The sequence below is a fragment of the Prosthecobacter sp. Pr1 genome, from assembly GCF_057652315.1.
The window spans coordinates 702,475-720,031 of sequence record NZ_JBYFBS010000001.1 but is presented as its reverse complement, the minus strand read 5'-3'; the positions used below and the strand labels follow the sequence as shown (position 1 = coordinate 720,031).

16 protein-coding genes are annotated in these 17,557 nt (G+C 59.9%); 11 read left to right on the top strand and 5 right to left on the bottom strand.

Annotation, left to right across the window (positions count from 1 at the left end; genetic code table 11):
• Positions 1-99, top strand: a 99-nt coding sequence (locus AC24GY_RS02945) for a metallopeptidase family protein (protein ID WP_487680156.1), incomplete at its 5' end; no start/stop codon positions are given.
• A 1-nt stretch (position 100) separates the two neighbouring features.
• Here AC24GY_RS02945 and recR read toward each other — a convergent pair.
• Genes recR through AC24GY_RS02930 form a run of 3 tightly spaced genes read right to left on the bottom strand, consistent with a single transcriptional unit; the run spans position 101 to position 3,682 of the window.
• Positions 101-709, bottom strand: coding sequence for a recombination mediator RecR (recR, locus tag AC24GY_RS02940; RefSeq protein ID WP_422317908.1), 609 nt, complete (start codon positions 707-709; stop codon positions 101-103).
• An 11-nt stretch (positions 710-720) separates the two neighbouring features.
• The gene (locus tag AC24GY_RS02935) at positions 721-2,007 is read right to left on the bottom strand and encodes an adenylate/guanylate cyclase domain-containing protein (RefSeq protein ID WP_487680138.1); all 1,287 of its coding nucleotides are present in this window, start codon (positions 2,005-2,007) and stop codon (positions 721-723) included.
• Positions 1,997-3,682: an AAA family ATPase gene (locus AC24GY_RS02930; RefSeq protein ID WP_487680136.1), complete on the bottom strand. Its 1,686-nt coding sequence runs from the start codon at positions 3,680-3,682 to the stop codon at positions 1,997-1,999. Before AC24GY_RS02930 ends, AC24GY_RS02935 begins: the two co-directional genes overlap by 11 nt.
• Positions 3,683-3,811: 129 nt before the next feature.
• Here AC24GY_RS02930 and argC point away from each other — a divergent pair, with 129 nt between their 5' ends.
• From argC to AC24GY_RS02895, 7 genes are read left to right on the top strand one after another with little or no spacing between them, the layout of a single operon-like run.
• Positions 3,812-4,861, top strand: coding sequence for an N-acetyl-gamma-glutamyl-phosphate reductase (gene argC / locus AC24GY_RS02925; protein ID WP_487680134.1), 1,050 nt, complete (start codon positions 3,812-3,814; stop codon positions 4,859-4,861).
• A gap of 4 nt (positions 4,862-4,865) precedes the next feature.
• On the top strand, positions 4,866-6,152 hold the full coding sequence (argJ, locus tag AC24GY_RS02920; RefSeq protein ID WP_487680132.1) for a bifunctional glutamate N-acetyltransferase/amino-acid acetyltransferase ArgJ: 1,287 nt from the start codon (positions 4,866-4,868) through the stop codon (positions 6,150-6,152).
• Between the two features lie 27 nt (positions 6,153-6,179).
• Positions 6,180-7,037: an acetylglutamate kinase gene (argB, locus tag AC24GY_RS02915; RefSeq protein WP_422317898.1), complete on the top strand. Its 858-nt coding sequence runs from the start codon at positions 6,180-6,182 to the stop codon at positions 7,035-7,037.
• Between the two features lie 7 nt (positions 7,038-7,044).
• Positions 7,045-8,277, top strand: coding sequence for an aspartate aminotransferase family protein (locus AC24GY_RS02910; RefSeq protein ID WP_487680130.1), 1,233 nt, complete (start codon positions 7,045-7,047; stop codon positions 8,275-8,277).
• Positions 8,278-8,290: 13 nt separating this feature from the next.
• A complete protein-coding gene (argF, locus tag AC24GY_RS02905; protein ID WP_487680128.1) occupies positions 8,291-9,193 on the top strand; it encodes an ornithine carbamoyltransferase in 903 nt (300 codons plus the stop codon).
• Between the two features lie 8 nt (positions 9,194-9,201).
• Positions 9,202-10,014 carry a glutamate racemase gene (gene murI / locus AC24GY_RS02900; protein WP_487680126.1) on the top strand — a complete coding sequence of 271 codons (813 nt, stop codon included), beginning with the start codon at positions 9,202-9,204 and terminating at the stop codon, positions 10,012-10,014.
• Between the two features lie 60 nt (positions 10,015-10,074).
• Positions 10,075-11,196 carry an LptF/LptG family permease gene (locus AC24GY_RS02895; protein ID WP_487680124.1) on the top strand — a complete coding sequence of 374 codons (1,122 nt, stop codon included), beginning with the start codon at positions 10,075-10,077 and terminating at the stop codon, positions 11,194-11,196.
• A 12-nt stretch (positions 11,197-11,208) separates the two neighbouring features.
• Here the strand turns inward: AC24GY_RS02895 and AC24GY_RS02890 are convergent, their stop codons facing one another.
• Together AC24GY_RS02890 and AC24GY_RS02885 are read right to left on the bottom strand one after the other, a co-directional pair.
• A complete protein-coding gene (locus AC24GY_RS02890) occupies positions 11,209-12,507 on the bottom strand; it encodes an amidohydrolase (protein ID WP_487680122.1) in 1,299 nt (432 codons plus the stop codon).
• A gap of 39 nt (positions 12,508-12,546) precedes the next feature.
• The gene (locus AC24GY_RS02885) at positions 12,547-13,716 is read right to left on the bottom strand and encodes an alpha/beta hydrolase fold domain-containing protein (protein WP_487680120.1); all 1,170 of its coding nucleotides are present in this window, start codon (positions 13,714-13,716) and stop codon (positions 12,547-12,549) included.
• 147 nt (positions 13,717-13,863) lie between these two features.
• On the opposite strand from AC24GY_RS02885, the gene AC24GY_RS02880 reads away from it, so the two are divergent.
• Genes AC24GY_RS02880 through AC24GY_RS02870 form a run of 3 tightly spaced genes read left to right on the top strand, consistent with a single transcriptional unit; the run spans position 13,864 to position 17,554 of the window.
• Positions 13,864-15,075 (top strand): M14-type cytosolic carboxypeptidase, encoded by a 1,212-nt coding sequence (locus tag AC24GY_RS02880; protein ID WP_487680118.1) that lies wholly within the window; start codon positions 13,864-13,866, stop codon positions 15,073-15,075.
• A 23-nt stretch (positions 15,076-15,098) separates the two neighbouring features.
• Positions 15,099-16,553 (top strand): DUF1501 domain-containing protein, encoded by a 1,455-nt coding sequence (locus tag AC24GY_RS02875; protein ID WP_487680116.1) that lies wholly within the window; start codon positions 15,099-15,101, stop codon positions 16,551-16,553.
• A 56-nt stretch (positions 16,554-16,609) separates the two neighbouring features.
• Positions 16,610-17,554, top strand: coding sequence for a TraB/GumN family protein (locus tag AC24GY_RS02870; RefSeq protein ID WP_487680114.1), 945 nt, complete (start codon positions 16,610-16,612; stop codon positions 17,552-17,554).
• Positions 17,555-17,557: the final 3 nt, after the last annotated feature.

Sequence of the window (17,557 nt, the reverse complement as noted above, 5' to 3'; positions counted from 1 at the left end):
GCGACCTACCGTCACGAAGTCCGCATCACCTTCCTGCACGAACTGGGCCACTACCTCGGGCTGGATGAAGACGAGGTGGCGGCGCTGGGGCTGGAGTGATTCACCCCATCTTCCGCCGTCCGTGCAGGGCCTGATACAGCGTGAGTTCATCCACATGGTCGAGTCCTCCCCCGGCAGGCATGCCCTGGGCCAGACGAGTGACGGCAATGCCAGCCGGACGCAACAAATCGGCAATATAGCTGGCGGTGGCTTCGCCTTCGACATCGGAGCCTAGAGCAATGATAACTTCCTCTGTATGGAGGTCCCGCACACGATTGACCAGCGACTCCATGCGCAGGTCTTCCGGGGTCACATTGTCGAGCGGCGAAAGCCTGCCGCCGAGGACGTGGTACAAGCCTTGAAATGCGCCTGACCGCTCCATGCGCAACACATCTGCAGCCTGCTCGACCACGCAAAGTTGGTGCTGCTGACGGCGCGGATCGTGGCAGAGCAAACACTCGCTGTCGCTTTCAATGAAGAACCCGCAATCATCGCAGGGTATGATGCGCTCCCTGGCCTCCAGCAGCGTGTTGGAAAGCAGGGGGATGCGCTCATCACTCTTTTGCAGCAGCCAGATCATGAGACGCTCCGCGCTGCGCGGTCCCAGGCCCGGCAACGATTTGAGCTGGGCGACGAGACGCTGGATCGCAGGTGGATAGTCGATACGCACGGCAGAAAAACTCAGGTCACCGCTAGCTTGCGCGAATGTTTGGGGGTCTCTTTGCCCGGCGAAGATTTTTCCTTCAGAGCCAGATCAACGCGGTCCATGAAGTACTTGAGCGGCGCGTCCTCACGGCCCTCGATGACGGCACTGTTGAAGCTTTCCTGCGCCTGCTTCAGATCGCCTTTGCGATACTGCACCACGCCCTGCCAGAAGGAATCACGAGCGCGGATGTCCGGCTCAGGCAGCGTGCCTTTTTCGGCAAGCAGTTCATACACCTCGCTCATCTGGCTGGAACCCACGGTACTGACCATTTCCATCGGGCGCACCTCAGCATTGTCCTTCACCAATGCATACGTCCTCGCGCTCAAAAGCACCTTGCTGCCGTACTCGGCGTTCAAGGCGCACAGCTGCGAGGCAAAATCGATCACATCACCCACGGCGCTGAAGCTTTCAAAGTGACTCACTCCAAACAGACCGCAAACTGTCGGCCCGGTGCTGAAAGCCACACCAATCTGCGCCTTCTTGCCGAAGCGCTGATCGATTTCTCGCGTCAGAGTGGCCACGTGGTTGCGCAGCACGGCGGCCACCTGGACGGCATGCAGAGCATGATGCTCGTCTGTGAGCGGGAATCCAAAGAAGACACGCACCTGCCGCGCATTGCAGTCATCCAGATAGGCCCCGCGCTCGATGAGAAATCCTGAAATGCTGCGCTGAAAATGCGTGGCCAGTTCTTCGAACTGCGATGCCTCGATGCCCGTGGCAAGCTCCCCATGATTCAACAGGCGGCAGGTCAGCACGGTAATCTCACGGCGCTCCGTCATTTTCGCGGGATTGTTTTGATCCGCGAGCTCCTCAAACAGACGCGTGGACAGCCGCCCGACGAAGTAGTCGCGCATGACATGGCAGCGGTAAGCATTAACCGAACCGCCCACGGCAATTCCCGCGATGCCTGCGAACCACAGCGCCAGCGATCCCGATATGGGCTCAAACAAAACGCCGCTCATGGCCATGATGCAGGCAAAAGTGGTCGTGAGGAAGGTGCCGCCGAGAAGGAAAGCAAAACGCCGCCACTGTGAGGGCATCTCAATGCAAACCCAGGCGCTGATGAAGGCCATGCATGTGTAGTAGCCGTATTGCAGCCAGAGCATCTGCTTCAAGCCGCCGGCCGGCAATATAAAACCGCGCGCATACAGCACTGCAAACCATTCGGCCGTGGCTTTGAAATAACCAAAATGATACAAGGCCAGCAACGGGATGCAGACCAGCACGCCAATGAACATGGCGGCGACATGATTACGATTCATGGGCAGGAGTGTCAGGGGTGATGTCGATGATGTTGTTGTTGGAAACCGGCTCCGGCTGGCTGCGGCAGGCGTTTACGACGAGCTCGCTGACATACTTGTCGGGATTCGCGATGGCGTCCGGAGTGATGACAAAGCTCGTCGCGCCTGTGCTGCGAGTGACGAGTTTGAGGCCAAAGGGATAATCTTTGAAGAGCTTCGCGCACATGGCCTCCACATGCAGGCCTTCACGCTGAGCGCGGGCGGCGACGGCTGCAATAGCTTCACTGTCAAAGTTGAGCTGGAAGCCATGCTCACGCTGAAAACGCTCTGCAAAAGCTCTGACCTCACCCGCATGGGCGGCACCGAGTTCTCTGAACTGGCTGACGGCTTCGGCGCGATATTTGGCAAGCACTTGCTCCGGCTCCTTCACGAGCGCGCCATCGACCTGCAATTCCGGCAGCCCCAGGCTGGGCATTTCAAATTTAAAGTCACGCAGCACGCGCTCCCAGGCGGTGACAAGACCCCGTGCACCGGTCTTTTCATCCTCTGCGCGACTGGCTATCTCGCGCAGGGCATCGTCCTTGAAGACGGCCTTGACTCCGTAGGCGGCAAACTCGCGCTCATACTGGCGGATGAGGCTGCCCTCGGAGTTTTTCATGATCTGAAACATGTCGTCCGCGCTCAGCGGATCACACACCACACGCACAGGCAGACGTCCGATGAACTCCGCCTCGAAGCCGTAGTCGATGAAGTCCTTCGTGCGTACTTCACGGAACAAATACTCGGCGGAGGTGTCTTTCGTGTCTGCGGAAACGAAGCCGATGGACTTCCGGTTCGTGCGCTTCTCGATGATCTTTTCCAGACCGCCAAACGCACCGCTGACAATGAAGAGGATGTTCCGCGTGTTCACCACCTCGCGGCCGGTGCGGCCTTTGCGGGTGTCAAACATCATCTGCATCTGGCTGCGGATGTCGTTCGGCGCGTAGAGGGCCACTTCGGTTTCCTCCATGAGTTTGAGCAGGGTGGTCTGCACCCCGCGCCCGCTCACATCGCGCCCGAGTCTTTCGGGGCCGCTGCTGAGCTTGTCGATTTCATCGAGATAGATGATGCCGTGCTCCGCGAGCTCGATGTCGCCATTGGCTTTCGCCACGAGATCGCGCACCAGATCATCCACATCCGCGCCGACGTAACCGGTTTCGCTGAACTTGGTCGCATCCGCCTTCACAAACGGCACACCGATGAGATCGGCGATGTGTTTGACGAGGTAGGTCTTGCCGACGCCGGTGGGGCCGATGATGATGACGTTCTGCTTGGAGAATTCGAGCTTGGCACCGCCGGAGTTCGACTCTTGGTCATCCCGCAGCATCTGCGCGTGGTGGTAGTGATCACACACCGCCGTGGCGAGCACTTTTTTGGCCTCATCCTGGCGGATCACGAAACGGTCGAGATGGGCCTTGATGTCGGCAGGGCGGTAGTTGAACTCAAAGACCCGGCCATGGTCGGGCTTGGCCTCTTCGACGGGCTTCTCCTCGCCTTCCGGCATGGGACGTCCTCCGGGGCCTTCCACGCGGGTGAAGAGCACCTGGCCGCCCAGGGTGTTTTTGATGAAATCCTCCAACTTGCGCGTTATCTCCTCCGGACTGCCGGGCGCTTTGGGTTTTTCGGTCTCTGGGGGTTCAGGCGTGGGATCGCTCATGGGGGTGCTGACAGTGCGCGAGGCGAAGCCCGCTGACAAGCGGCACGATGCGTGCTCTGGAGGGGCGAGAAATGACCTATTTCAGGGTTGCATGGCCCCCATGACAACCCATACTCCGCCCCCCGCAATATGTCCGCACCCGTCAAAGTCGCCGTCGTAGGAGCCAGTGGTTACTCTGGAGCAGAATTGCTGCGCCTGCTGCTGCGGCACCCAAACGTGGAGCTGGTGGCTGTGACCTCGCGCTCTCTGGCTGGAAAAGCCCTGTCCAAGGAGTTTCCACGCTTCCGCAGTGTGGGCGTGGCCGATTCACTGACCTTCACCGCGCCTAACGCCGCCGCCTTGAAAGCCGCCGGTGCCGAGATCGCCTTTCTCGCTCTCCCTCATGGGGTTTCCGCCGAGTATGCCAAGCCCCTGCTGGGGCTTGGACTCAAGGTGATCGACCTCAGTGCGGACTTCCGTCTGCGGAGTCCGGCACTGTATGAGGAATTTTACGGCCACGCCCATCCTGCACCTGAACTGCTGGATGAAGCCGTCTATGCCCTGCCGGAAATACGCGCGGAGCAGATCAAGACCGCACGACTCATCGCCTGCCCCGGCTGCTACCCCACCAGCATTCTGCTGCCCCTGCTTCCACTGCTGAAGGCTGGCCTGCTGGCAGAGTCCCCCCTCGCCGTTGCCAGCATGAGCGGAGCCAGTGGTGCCGGACGCAAAGAAAGCATCCCCCTGCTCTTCTGTGAGGTGCAAAACAGCGTGCGCAGCTACAGCGTGCCGCTGCACCGGCATCTGAGTGAGATCGGACAGGAGCTTGCCATCGCTGCGGGTCGTGAGGTGAAGCTCTCCTTTGTGCCGCACCTCATGCCCACGCATTCGGGTATCTGCACCACTACCTTTGCGCAGCTGCAGCCGGGAGTCACGATTGACCAAATCAGCGCCGCACTGCATTCGGCCTACGATTCCGCAGCCTTCGTGCGTTTGCTGGGGGTGAATCAGTCTCCAGACACCAAAAACGTCACCGGCACCAACTTCGTGGACATCGGATGGTCCTATGACGCCCGCGCAGGGCAGCTCATTTTGATGAGCACCGAAGACAACATCGGCAAAGGCGCCTCAGGCCAGGCCGTGCAAAACATGAACCTCATCTGCGGCTTCGAGGCCACCGCAGGCCTGTTGTACGTCTAATTTTATGGCGACCAAAGCACACGACGAACGGGAATGCCGCGTCTCATTCAAAGTCATCGAAGGCGGCGTGACCGCCGCAAAGGGGTTCCGCGCCAGCGCCGTGACCTGCGGCATCAAGAATCCTGAAGCCACCCGCCTTGACCTGGCGCTCATCGTTTCCGACGGCCCAACGACGACGGACGCGGTCTTCACGACGAACAAAGTCCGCGCGGCCTGTGTGCGCGTCTGCCAGCAACACATCAAGGAAAGCGACACCCGTGCCATCATCGCCAACAGCGGCAATGCCAACGCCTGCACCGGCGTGCAGGGCATTCAGGATGCCAAGGCCATGACCAAGGCCGTGGCTGAACAGCTCGGCGTGAAAATGCGCCAGGTGCTCGTCTGCTCCACCGGCATCATCGGCATGCCGATGCCCATTGAGCGTGTCATTGTCAAAGTGCCCGACGCGGTGGCCAAGCTGAAGTCCGATGGTTCCGAGGATGCCATGCGTGCGATCATGACGAGCGACACGCAGCCCAAGTCCTTCGCGGTCGATGTGCCCTGCGGCAAAGGCAGCTTCCGCATTGGCGGCATCGCCAAAGGCGCGGGGATGATCTGCCCGAACATGGCCACCATGCTCTGCTTCATCACCACCGATGCAAAGGTCGGCAAGGATGAACTGCACCGCTCCATGCGCTACGCCGTGGAGAAAAGCTTCAACTGCATCACCATCGACGGTGACACCAGCACGAACGACACCGTCATCGTGATGAGCAACGGCCAGTCGGATGCGCCAACGATCAAAAAGGGCTCGCCCGAGGCGGAGCTCTTCCGCTGCGCGCTGCACAAGGTGATGCTGGAACTCGCCAAGATGATCGTTTGCGACGGAGAGCGCGTGACCAAATTTGTCGAGATCCGCGTCCGCAATGCCCGCACGCTGGCCGATGCCCGCAAGGTGGCCGAGACCGTGGCCAAATCCCTCCTTGTTAAGTGCTCCTTCCATGGCTGCGACCCAAACTGGGGCCGCATCATTCACGCCGTGGGTTATTCCGGCGCGCGGATTCGTGAGGAACTCATCGACATTTATTTCGGCGGCCTGCAGGCTTGCAAAGGCGGACTCGTCAACCACACGCCTGTGGCGGAACTGGAAAAGGTCGTGAAGGAACCGAAGTTCACCGTCACGATTGATCTCAATCTCGGCACCAGTGGCTACACCGTTTACACCAGCGACCTGTCCGAAGAATACGTGGATTTCAACAGCTCGGAATACTCCGCCGCCGTTCATGCGAAACGCCAGAAAGGCTTCGCTTGATCGGTTCACGCAGTCACCTTCATCGCGATGAATCCACTCGACGCTCAAATCACCAAATCCGCCGTACTTCTTGAAGCCCTGCCCTACATGCAGAGCTTCCGTGGCTGCACCTTTTTGATCAAAGTCGGTGGCAGTGCGATGGAAGACCCCGTGCAGGTGGACTCCTTTCTGCGTGACGTGGTTTTCCTCGAAGCCGTGGGCATCAATCCCGTCATCGTTCACGGTGGAGGCAAGGCGATCTCGAAGGCCATGACCGAGTCCGGTCTGCAGGCCAAGTTCATCAACGGCATGCGCGTCACTGACGACGAAACGATAAAGATCGTCGAGGAAACTCTCGCCCGTGTGATCAATCCGGAGATCGTGACCAAAATCAACGCCTTTGGCGGCAAGGCCGTCGGCATCCCCGGCACGGAAGTGTTTCTGGGCGAAAAGATGAAGGGCGATCTCGGCTGGGTCGGCGAAGTCAACGACTGCAAGCTCGGGCTGATCCAAGCTGCGGTGGCGGGTGAGTTTGTCCCCGTGGTTTCCCCCGTTGCCCGTGAGCTTGCCTCTGGCAAAACGCTCAATGTGAACGCCGATCTCGCAGCCTGTGGTCTGGCCAAGAGGCTGAAGGCTACAAAGCTGATCTTCCTCAGCGACGTACGCGGTGTGATGCGTGATCCAAAGGACGACACCACGCTGATCCCAAGCCTCGACGAGGCATCCATCGCCAAGCTGAAAGCAGACGGCATCATCAGCGGCGGCATGATCCCCAAGGTGGACTCTTCGCTCGATTCCCTTCGCGGTGGCGTGGGCAAGGTGCATCTCATCGACGGCCGTCTGCCGCATGCACTGATTCTCGAAATCTTCACCGACGGCGGGATCGGCACCGAAATCCATTTGTAATCCTGAGATGAGAACGAGTGATCAACTGATGCAGGAGTTTGTCCTGCCCAACTACGGTCGTTACAACGTTTGGCCGGTGCGTGGCGAAGGCCCGTACGTCTGGGATCGTGATGGGAAAAAGTATCTCGACTTCGCCGGCGGCGTGGCCGTGTGCCCGCTCGGTCACTGCCCCCCCACAGTGGTCAAGGCTCTCACCGAGCAAGCAAACACGCTCATCCACGTTTCAAACTGGTACTGCATCGACAAGCAGGCCGAACTGGCACGCATTCTCGTCGAAGAATGCGTCGGCATTGCCGGCAAGTGCTTCTTCTGCAACAGCGGCGCGGAGGCCAATGAAGGCCTGCTCAAGCTGGCGCGGAAATACGGCCAGCAGACCGGCGGTCGCTACGAGATCATCACCTTCACCGGTTCCTTTCATGGCCGCACTTTCGGTGCCATGACCGCCACGGCGCAGGAGAAGATCCATGGAGGATTTGGTCCGCTGCCGCCCGGGTTCGTCTATTCGCCTTTCAATGACATCGTGGCACTCGAAGCTGCGATCACCGACAAGACGGTCGCCATTTTAATGGAGCCCATTCAGGGTGAGAGCGGCGTGAACGCCGTCACGCCCGAGTTCCTGCGCGCCGCCCAACGTTTGTGCCGCGAAAAAGATCTGCTGCTGCTGCTGGATGAAGTGCAGTGCGGCTTTGGCCGTGCAGGCGAAATGGCCGGCTGGCGCAGCATCATTCCGGGAGATGAAATTCAGCCCGACGGCATCAGCTGGGCCAAGGCGATTGGCAGCGGCTTTCCGCTGGGCTCGTTCTGGGTCAATGACCGCCGCGATCTGAGCAAGACACTCGGCCCCGGGACGCACGGCACCACCTATGGCGGCTCCCCTCTCGCCTGCGCCGTGGGCATCGCCACACTGCGCACGATTTTGGACGAGCATCTCTGCGACAATGCCAAAACGCGTGGTGCTGCCATCGCAGCCACGGCATGTGCGTGGAATCACGTGCTGATCAGAGAGGTGCGCCAGCTCGGCCTGTTCATCGGCTTTGAACTCAATGCCGAAGCCATCGCCGCGAAATCCGGCGGCAAGCTGCCCTCCATTTTCCTCGCACAACAATTGCTCGATGCCGGCATGATGGTCACCCCCGCCGGCCCCAATGTCGTGCGCTGGCTCTCACCGCTGAACATCACCGCAGCCCATGCCGACGAAGGGCTCGCCATCTTCAAGAGCGTGCTCGATCAGCTCGCGTAAAACCCGCCATGATATGAAACACCTCCTTTCCATCGAAGAACTGACCCGGGAACAAATCGAGAGAATCGTTAATCTGGGCTGCGTGCTGAAAAAGGACCGCAAGGCATCACCTCAGGTGCTCACCGGCCAGCAGTGGGCGCTGATTTTCAGCAAGTCTTCGACACGCACGCGGGTCAGCTTTGAAGTCGGCATTCGCGAACTGGGCGGTGCAGTGATGTTCCTCTCCAGCGCCGACATCCAGCTGGGCCGCGGCGAGCCGATCAAGGACACCGCACGGGTGATGGGCCGCATGATTCATGGCGCGGTCATCCGTACTTTCGCCCAGCAGGACGTGGTGGACTTCGCCAAATACAGCGGCATCCCCACGATCAACGCCCTGACCGATGACGAGCATCCCTGCCAGGTGCTGGCGGATTTGCAGACGATTCAGGAACGCCTCGGCGGCTGGAAAAGCAAACGCATCTGCTTCCTGGGCGATGGCGACTGCAACATGGCCCGCTCCTGGATCTGGGCCTCCGTGCATCTCGGCTTTGAACTCGTCATCGGAGCCCCCAAGGCGTTTCAACCGCAGGAAAGCTTCATGCATCGTGTGCCCGGCAACACCGTGAGCATCGTCGATGATCCCGCCGAAGCCGTGGGTGCCTGCGATGTCGTTTACACCGACGTCTGGGTCAGCATGGGCAAGGAAGCCGAAAGCGCTGACCGCATCGAGACCCTCAAGCCCTGGCAGATCAACTCCGCCCTCATGAAACACGCCAACCCTGGCGCCCTCGTCATGCACTGCCTGCCCGCTTACCGCGGCAAGGAAATCACCGAGGAAGTCATGGAAGCCCACGCCGATTTGATCTTCGATCAGGCAGAAAACCGTCTGCATGCGCAGAAGGCCATCATTGTGGAGCTCACGCGGAAAAGTTGATTCCAACCATGAGCCCCCCCGTCACCGCCAGCAGCCCTCTCGGCGTTTTTGACTCCGGCGTTGGCGGACTGACCGTCGTGCGGGCGCTGCGGGATCTGCTGCCAAATGAGTCGATCGTTTATCTCGGTGACACGGCTCGTGTGCCGTATGGATCCAAATCCCCGGACACAATCCGGCGTTTCTCGATGGAGGACACCCAGTTCCTCGTCTCCCATGGCGTGAAGGCCGTGGTGGTGGCCTGCAACACAGCCACCGCGCATGCCCTGCCGCTGCTCCAGTCCACGTTTCGCGTTCCGGTGATTGGGGTGCTCGGTCCCGGGGTGGAGGCAACTCTCGCTGACGCCACATGCGAACGCGTGGGCATCATCGGCACGGCTGGCACGATCCGCAGTCATGCCTATCAGCACGAAATCGCCATGCGGCGGCCAGACATCATGATCGAGGCGCGCGCCACCCCGCTCTTGGTGCCGTTCGTGGAGGAGGGTTGGACCGATCATCCGGCGCTCAAGTCCGTGCTGCGTGAGTATTTGAAGCCAATGCTCGACAAAGGCATCGACACCCTGGTGCTCGGCTGCACCCACTATCCTCTGCTGATTCCGGTGCTGAAACGCATTCTCGGGCAGAAAGTTCGCCTGGTGGACTCCGCCAGCACCTGCGCGGCGCATGTGAAAGCCAGCCTCGAACAAGGCGGCCTGCTGCGGACGACCAAATCGAAACCCACGCTCGACATCTACCTCACCGATCATTCCGAACAGGCGGAAAACCTTGCCAAGCGCTTTCTGGGCACAGATTTCGGCAAGGTGAAGAAGGCCGTCGTTTGAAGCAGCCTATGGCAATCTCAAATTGCCCGGCGATGAAGACTCGCTAGCCTGATCCACCTCATGTTCCCGCGCATCTTTGACCGCTATCTTGGCCGCCAGGTCGCATCAGCCACGCTGATCGGCGTGGCGCTGCTCAGTGGCGTCATGGTGCTGGGCAATGTTTACAAAAAGCTGGACCAGTTGCTTGGCAACACAGAGCTGCCGGCCTCGGTGATCGCGGAGTTCGTGATGCTGGTCATTCCCTTCTCGCTCATCTTCACGATTCCCTGGGCCTTCCTGACCGGGATCCTGCTCGTGTTCGGCCGGCTGTCTGCCGACAATGAACTGGTCTCCCTGCGCATGACCGGCATGTCCATGCCGCGCATCTGCGCTCCGGTCTTTGTCCTGGCCATAGCACTGAGCGGCATCTGCCTATGGGTGAATGTGAGCCTCGCACCGGCGGCGAAGGACCGCATGAAGCGGCTGTTCTATCAGGTGGCGGTCAAGAACCCTGAAACTCTGTTTCAAGAGGGCCAGGTCCTGGAGCGCGTGCCCGGCTACCGCATTTACACCAGCAAGCGTCATGACAAGACGCTCACAGACATGCACATCGTCATGCTGAAGGGCGCCGAGGCCAGCACCTACATCCACGCCAACAAAGCGACCCTGCATACCACTCCTGGCTCGATTGATCTGCAGATGGAACTGGAAGGCATGACGCAAGAGACCGTGCCAGTCGATGGTCAGGGCCAGCTCGGCGGACTGGCCATGAACAAGCAGTGGTTGAAACTGCCGCTCTCAGAAATGCAGAAAGACACCGTTCGGGTGAATGCCAGCATGAAGACCACCAGCGCACTGGCCGAGGAAGTGCGCAGCTGGAAGGATACGGTCACCGGCGAAGCGCTGACCCCTGTGACGCGCTCCCTGTCGCTCACCGAACTCAGCAAACGCTACAGCTTTTCAATGGCCTGCTTCACCTTCGCCTTGGTGGGCATTCCACTGGGGGTGACTGCTCAACGCCGTGAGACATCTTCGGGCTTTGCCCTTAGCCTTATCACAGCCACGGTTTACATCGTCTTTATCATTCTGGCAGACACGCTCAATGACAAACCGGCGGCAATGCCGCACCTCATCATGTGGCTGCCCAATGTGATCTTCCTCGGCATGGGCGGCTGGCTGTTCTACAAGCTCAGCCGGAAGTAAAAGCGGCCCGCCTTATTTCTTCAGCAAGCCCATGACCGCCGAGGTCATCGCCGTCACGCCAGTCTCGATGCTGGGCTCAGGAACAGGTTTGAAATACGGCGAATGCAGCGACGGCAGCGAGGTGCCCTTGGCTTTGGCTGCGGCCACCATTGCAGGCGACTGGGTGCCGAGCCAAAACATGCACAGCGGCACCTTGTCCTTCGTCATGCCGTATTCGGAAAAATCTTCCGCGCCCATGACAGGCTCGCGCGTGAGGACGTTGTCTGCACCGATGGCAGCCCCGATGAATCCGCGCACCTCCTGACACAGCTCCGGCTGATTGTAGAGCGCCGTGGCGCTGTCATCAGACACGAGCACTTCCGGCATCTTGTCGGCGGGCATGCTGGCAGACTCGGCCTGGGCTTTGACGATGCGCTTGATGGAGTCGATCAAGTGTTGCCGCGTTTCCTTTTTGTAGCTGCGCAACGTGAGTTGCAGGCGCACTTCGTCGGAGATGATGTTGCTCTTCGTGCCCCCATGAATGCTGCCGACCGTGATCACCGCAGGATCTCCAGGCCTCACCTCACGGCTGACGATGGTCTGCAACGCCAGCACGATCTGCGATGAGAGCACAATGGGGTCTTTGCAGAGGTGCGGCATCGAGCCATGCCCGCCCACGCCCTTCACCACGATCTCTACGGAGTCCACATTCGCCAGCGCAAAGCCTTCGACAATACCAACCGTGCCATGCGCCATGTCAGAGGAGCAATGCAGCGCGATGGCTTTGTCCGGCTTGGGAAATTTTGAGAACAATCCCGCACGCAGCATGAACCGCGCACCAAGCACCCGTTCCTCCGCCGGCTGGCCGATCATGACAATCGTCCCCTGCCACTGATCCCGCAGTTTCACCAGGGCCCGCGCCGTTCCCACAAAGCTGGCCATGTGCACGTCATGACCGCAGGCGTGCATCACGTTCACCTCACGCCCGAGATCGTCCTTCACCACCTTCTTGCTCGCATAGGGTGCCTCCGTCTGCTCCTTCACCGGCAGCGCATCGAGATCCGTGCGCACCAGAATCACCGGGCCTTCCCCGTTCTTCAATACGCCGACGACACCATGCCCACCAACATTCTCCGTGACCTCCAGCCCGGCCTCACGCAGCTCTTTGGCGATGCTCGCCGCCGTTTCCGTCTCATGCAGCGACAGCTCTGGATTCGTGTGCAGCTCTTTGTAGAGCGTAACGAGTGATGGCAGTTCCTTTTTCACCACCGAAGCCACATCGGCAGCGACGAGTGATGACCCGACCAGCAAAGAGAGCAAAAACGGTTTCATGCCAAGCACTAAGCCGACAATCCCCGAGTCTTGCAAGACTCAAGGCTGTTTTGGAGCGGATTGACTGTCGAGAAACATCTGCCGCCGGGCTTCGAGTTCGAGCTTTTCTTTTTTCAATTGGATGAGCTCCTCGTTGATGCGCGCGCGCATGGGGGAATCATCCTTGTCCTGCTGCTTGCTGGCACCCGCAAGTTCGGCCTGCCTTTGCTGCAGTCGTGCAACTGCGGCCGTCTGCCCCAGACGGCGGGCTTCCTGAATTTGCACCGTGATCTCGTTCAGCTCCTTTTCTTTCATCTCGCTCATGAGCAAGCCCATCTGGCTAAACTTCGATTGAAGCTTCTTTTCCGCCTGCTCGATCTCACGATCAAACTGCTGCTCACTCAAAGAAAAGTGCATGGACTCCATCCATTCCGCGCAGCGCTGCGGCCAGGCGTTGATCGGCTGCTTGTTATCGCGCATGCCGAAGCCGTGTCCGCCTTTGGTGAAGAGATGCACTTCGCACGGAATGCCGAGTTTTTTATACTCGAGGTAGAGCACGGTGGCGGCAGTGGGATTCTGGCCATCATCATGAGCACAGGCGAGGAACATGGGCGGAGCGTCCTTCGGAACGGTGAAGCCCTCCTTGAGCTTGGTGGGATCTTTGAAATCCACGAAACCACCGCCGTAGATCATGATGCCAAAATCTGGCAGCTCGGTCTTTGTGGCGCGATCACATGCGATGTGGGCGAGCAGGTTTCCTCCCGCACTGAAACCCAGCAGACCGACACGTTTCGGATCCAGATTCCATTCCTTGGCATGTTCGCGAACAAGCGCGATCGCCCGGGCGGCATCGGCCACCGGCTTTTCATGTGGAGCGACTTCATCGCGCGTGGGCGTGCGGTATTTGAGCAGGACGCCGGTGACGCCGAGGGTGTTGAGCCATTCGCAAACCTGGCTGCCCTCATGAATGGCAGAGAGGAAGACAAAGCCGCCGCCTGGAGCAACAATGACGCTGGTGCCATTGGGTTTCTCCGGACGATAAACAGTGATCGAGGGATCGTGAATGTCGGTGATGGTGCTTTTACCGGCCTTGGTGCGAATGAAATCCTCCGTGGCCTTGGAGTGCGGCAGCATCTGGCCGGGTGCGCCGTCGGGCCAGAGCTTGAGTTCAACGGGATCGGCTGCACACAAACATGCGGGAGCAATGAGCAGGAGGAGAAGCTGTTTCATGGAAGCATCTAAGCCGAGACCTGCCCCCAATGGCAAGTCTCAAAGCAATTGGCTGGCCGCCAGACTGGACCTCTTTGCGGTGAGAAGAATAAGCGTCGCCAAAAGTTTTATGAGCAGGTCAAGCCACAGGCACCGTTGTTTGCCTCCATGATGAAAGCTCTTTTTCTCCTGATCCTCGGCACTGCCATCGCCCATGCAGAGCTGCGGGTGGTCACAGACTTTGAAGGCGGCAATGCGGAGGTGGTGACCCTTGATCAAGCGGCGGGAAAGCTGCGCATCATGCCCGCGCTGCATGAGGGGCGTGGCTGGCCCTGCTGGTGGTTCCTGCGGCTGGACGGCACTATTCCAGGACAGAAGATCACGCTCGAAGTGCAGGGGCAGACGCGGCCTTTTCGTCCTGACACCGTATTGGCCTCTTCCTGGTGCCAGCCGGACCAGGCGGTGCTGAGCCACGATGGCAAAACCTGGCAGCAGACCACCAAAGCGGAGCGCACAGCAGACAAGGTGGCGGTGTACCAAGTGCAGGCGGAAGGCCCAAGCCTCTGGCTGGCCTGGGGTCCGCCGTTTGTGCCAGCAACGGCAGAGAGCGTGCTGGCCGAGATTAAAGTGAAGCTGGGAGATGAAGCGGAGCGCTTTGAACTCGCGAAAACGCGCGATGGCCGGCCAGTGAACGGCATCCGTATCGGCAGGCTCAGCGCGCCACGTCAGGTGTGGGTGAATGCGCGCCAGCACGCCTGGGAGGCCGGCGGCGCGTGGGTGGGGCGCGGCTTCTTGGAATGGCTCGCGAGCGCGGAGGCTCAAGATTTTCGCACGCGCTGCTGCGTGCATTTCATTCCCATCATGGACGTGGACAATGTGACCCTCGGCGCGGGTGGCAAGGAGTCGCTGCCGCAGGATCACAACCGCGACTGGTCAGATGCGCCGCATCACCCCGAAGTGGCCGCCGCACAAAAGCGCATCTCCGAGATCCAGGCCACGCACGGGATCGATGTGTTTCTGGACCTGCACAATCCCGGCCCCTCGGATCGTGCGCCGTACTTCTTCGGCCCGTTCGGCTTTGAGCGCATGACCGGCCTCCAACGCGAGAACTACCAGCGCTGGATGGATCTGGCAGCAGCGCACCTCACGGGACCGCTGAAGGTGGAGCCGAAGTACCGCTATGCCACGTACGTGAAGACGGAGGAGGAGCGCGGCCGCATGAGCAGCGGCTGGGCCCGCGCGCATGGCGGTGAAGGCACGATTTCCATCACGCTGGAAACAGCCTGGAACACACCCAGCAGCACGGCGGAGAACTACATGACTGTGGGCAGTCAACTGGCCCGAGCACTGGACGCCTACCTGAAAGAGCTGCGGCATTGAGTCCGATACCTCCCTGCCCAGCCATGCATCCTCTCGACGCCAACCGCCTTCACCTGACCCGCCGTTCCCTCTTCGGGAAAACGGCCATGGGAATCGGTGGCGCAGCGCTGGGCGGGTTGCTGACACGAGAAGGCTATGCAGCACAGGCGCCGGATGCCATGGCACCGGCGCTCCCACATTTCACACCAAAAGCGAAACGGGTGATCTACCTGCTGCAAAACGGCGCGCCCTCGCATGTGGACCTGTTTGATTACAAACCGATGCTCAAGAAAATGCACGGCACGCAGATCCCGGACAGCATCGCAGCAGGCAAGCGCTTCAGCACGATGACCGGCGGACAGACGGCGCGGCCGGTGCTGGGTGAGATCACGAATTTCTCACGCCATGGCCGCAGCGGCGCAACGGTGAGCGACTTCCTGCCGCACACGGCGGCGATGGCGGACGAGCTTTGCTTCATCAAATCCCTGCACACCACGCAGGTGAACCATGCGCCGGCCATCACGTTTTTCATGACCGGCAGCGAACAGGCTGGGCGCCCAGCGATTGGCTCGTGGTTGAGCTACGGCCTCGGCAGCGATGCGGAGGACATGCCGGCCTTTGTGGTGATGACTTCGCGCGACAAGGAGGCGAGCTGCGGCCAGATCTTCTATGACTTCTACTGGGGCAGCGGATTTCTCCCGTCCAAGTATCAGGGTGTGAAATTTCGCGGTAGTGGCGATCCCGTTCTCTACCTGAGCAATCCAGACGGCATGAGCCGTGAGGTGAAGCGCACCATTCTGGATGGCATCGCGGGATTCAATGAGATGAAGCTTCGTGATTTTGGCGATCCCGAGATCGCCACTCGCATCGCTCAGTACGAGATGGCCTACAAGATGCAGACGAGCGTGCCGGAGCTGACGGACTTCTCGGACGAGCCCAAGCACATCCTCGACATGTACGGCCCGGATGTGATGCGGCAGGGCAGCTACGCCTACAACTGCCTCATGGCACGTCGTCTCGCCGAGCGCGGCGTGCGCTTTGTGCAGCTGATGCACGCAGGCTGGGACCAGCACCGGAATCTAAACACCCAGCTCAAGATTCAATGCACCGACACTGATGCTCCGAGTGCCGCGCTGGTGAAAGATCTTAAGCAGCGCGGCCTGCTGGAGGACACCCTCGTCATCTGGGGCGGCGAATTTGGCCGCACCCCTTTCCTGCAAGGCAAGATCGAGGACACCAAGCAGTGGGGCCGCGACCATCACCCCTACGTGTTCACCGTCTGGATGGCCGGTGGCGGTGTGAAGCCCGGCATGACCTACGGCGAGAGCGATGAGTTCGGCTTCAACGTCGCGAAAGACGGTGTCCATGTGCACGATTTTCAGGCCACGCTGATGCACCTGCTCGGCATCGACCATGAACGCTTCACCTTCCGCTTCCAAGGCCGCCAGTTCCGCCTGACGGATGTGCATGGCAGCGTGGTAAAGCCGGTGCTGGCTTGAGTGATGTCGCACATCCCGGTTGCATCCCGCTCCCGCCGAGTGTTTGAATCGTTCCAATGCCGATCCCACGCTTCCTCCTTGCCCTCGCACTCTGCGTCTGCGTCGTGGCATGCAAACGTGAAGAAGCGAAGCCTGCCGTGAAGCCGGATGCAGCGGCCTTTGTCGCCGACGGTGGTGGTGATGGCAGCGTGTGGGTGGTGGACGGACCAAACGGTGGACGCCTGTTCCTGTGCGGCACCATTCACATTTTACGCGAGAAAGACTACCCCCTGGCCCCGGCCTATGAGGCGGCGTACATGTATTCAAACAAGCTCGTCCTGGAACTGCCGCCAGGCGCGGCATCAGGATCAGAACTGACGAGCCGGATGTCGCAGCTTGGCCAGTATCCAGCAGACAAGTCGCTGGAGGCGAATGTGAGCAAGGAAACCTGGGAGGCCGTGAAAACATGGGCCACCAAACACGGCCTGAAGGATTCCTCTTTGAACCACTTCCGTCCGTGGTTCGTGGCTCTCATGATCACCTCCACGGAATACGCGGCCCTCGGCGCCAAGTCGGATCAGGGCGTGGACTCCTTCTTTGAGGAGCGGGCGAAGAAGGACGGCAAGCCCGCTGAAGGACTGGAAACGGTGGAGTTTCAACTCCAGCTCTTTGCCTCCCTCAGTGAAAAGCAGCAGCGCGAGCTTCTGGAGCAGACTCTAGGAGAGATTAGCTCTGTGAAAGAGGAGTTTGAAAAAATGATCAAGGCCTGGAAATACGGCCAGCTGGATGAACTGAAGGAGATGCTCTTTCGCGAGGCGGAGAAGTACCCCGACCTCATGAATTTGTTTCTTTCCTCCCGCAATCTCTCCTGGATGGACCGGCTGGAGCAGATGCTCAAACGCGGCGAAAAGGTGATGGTGCTGGTAGGCACCGGGCACCTCACCTCGGACACCGGCTTGATCGAGCTGATGCGCAAGCGCGGCTACCGAGTGCGGCATTACCGCGAAGTGACGGACTTCTAATCA

Excerpts from the sequence above, each read along its gene's own strand:
- argC (WP_487680134.1), top strand. The coding sequence starts at position 3,812 with ATGTCCGCACCCGTCAAAGTCGCCGTCGTAGGAGCCAGTGGTTACTCT.
- argB (WP_422317898.1), top strand. The coding sequence starts at position 6,180 with ATGAATCCACTCGACGCTCAAATCACCAAATCCGCCGTACTTCTTGAA.
- AC24GY_RS02875 (WP_487680116.1), top strand. The coding sequence starts at position 15,099 with ATGCATCCTCTCGACGCCAACCGCCTTCACCTGACCCGCCGTTCCCTC.
- AC24GY_RS02870 (WP_487680114.1), top strand. The coding sequence starts at position 16,610 with ATGCCGATCCCACGCTTCCTCCTTGCCCTCGCACTCTGCGTCTGCGTC.
- argJ (WP_487680132.1), top strand. The coding sequence starts at position 4,866 with ATGGCGACCAAAGCACACGACGAACGGGAATGCCGCGTCTCATTCAAA.
- AC24GY_RS02895 (WP_487680124.1), top strand. The coding sequence starts at position 10,075 with ATGTTCCCGCGCATCTTTGACCGCTATCTTGGCCGCCAGGTCGCATCA.
- AC24GY_RS02930 (WP_487680136.1), bottom strand. The coding sequence starts at position 3,682 with ATGAGCGATCCCACGCCTGAACCCCCAGAGACCGAAAAACCCAAAGCG.
- AC24GY_RS02910 (WP_487680130.1), top strand. The coding sequence starts at position 7,045 with ATGAGAACGAGTGATCAACTGATGCAGGAGTTTGTCCTGCCCAACTAC.
- argF (WP_487680128.1), top strand. The coding sequence starts at position 8,291 with ATGAAACACCTCCTTTCCATCGAAGAACTGACCCGGGAACAAATCGAG.
- AC24GY_RS02885 (WP_487680120.1), bottom strand. The coding sequence starts at position 13,716 with ATGAAACAGCTTCTCCTCCTGCTCATTGCTCCCGCATGTTTGTGTGCA.
- AC24GY_RS02880 (WP_487680118.1), top strand. The coding sequence starts at position 13,864 with ATGATGAAAGCTCTTTTTCTCCTGATCCTCGGCACTGCCATCGCCCAT.
- murI (WP_487680126.1), top strand. The coding sequence starts at position 9,202 with ATGAGCCCCCCCGTCACCGCCAGCAGCCCTCTCGGCGTTTTTGACTCC.
- AC24GY_RS02890 (WP_487680122.1), bottom strand. The coding sequence starts at position 12,507 with ATGAAACCGTTTTTGCTCTCTTTGCTGGTCGGGTCATCACTCGTCGCT.
- AC24GY_RS02935 (WP_487680138.1), bottom strand. The coding sequence starts at position 2,007 with ATGAATCGTAATCATGTCGCCGCCATGTTCATTGGCGTGCTGGTCTGC.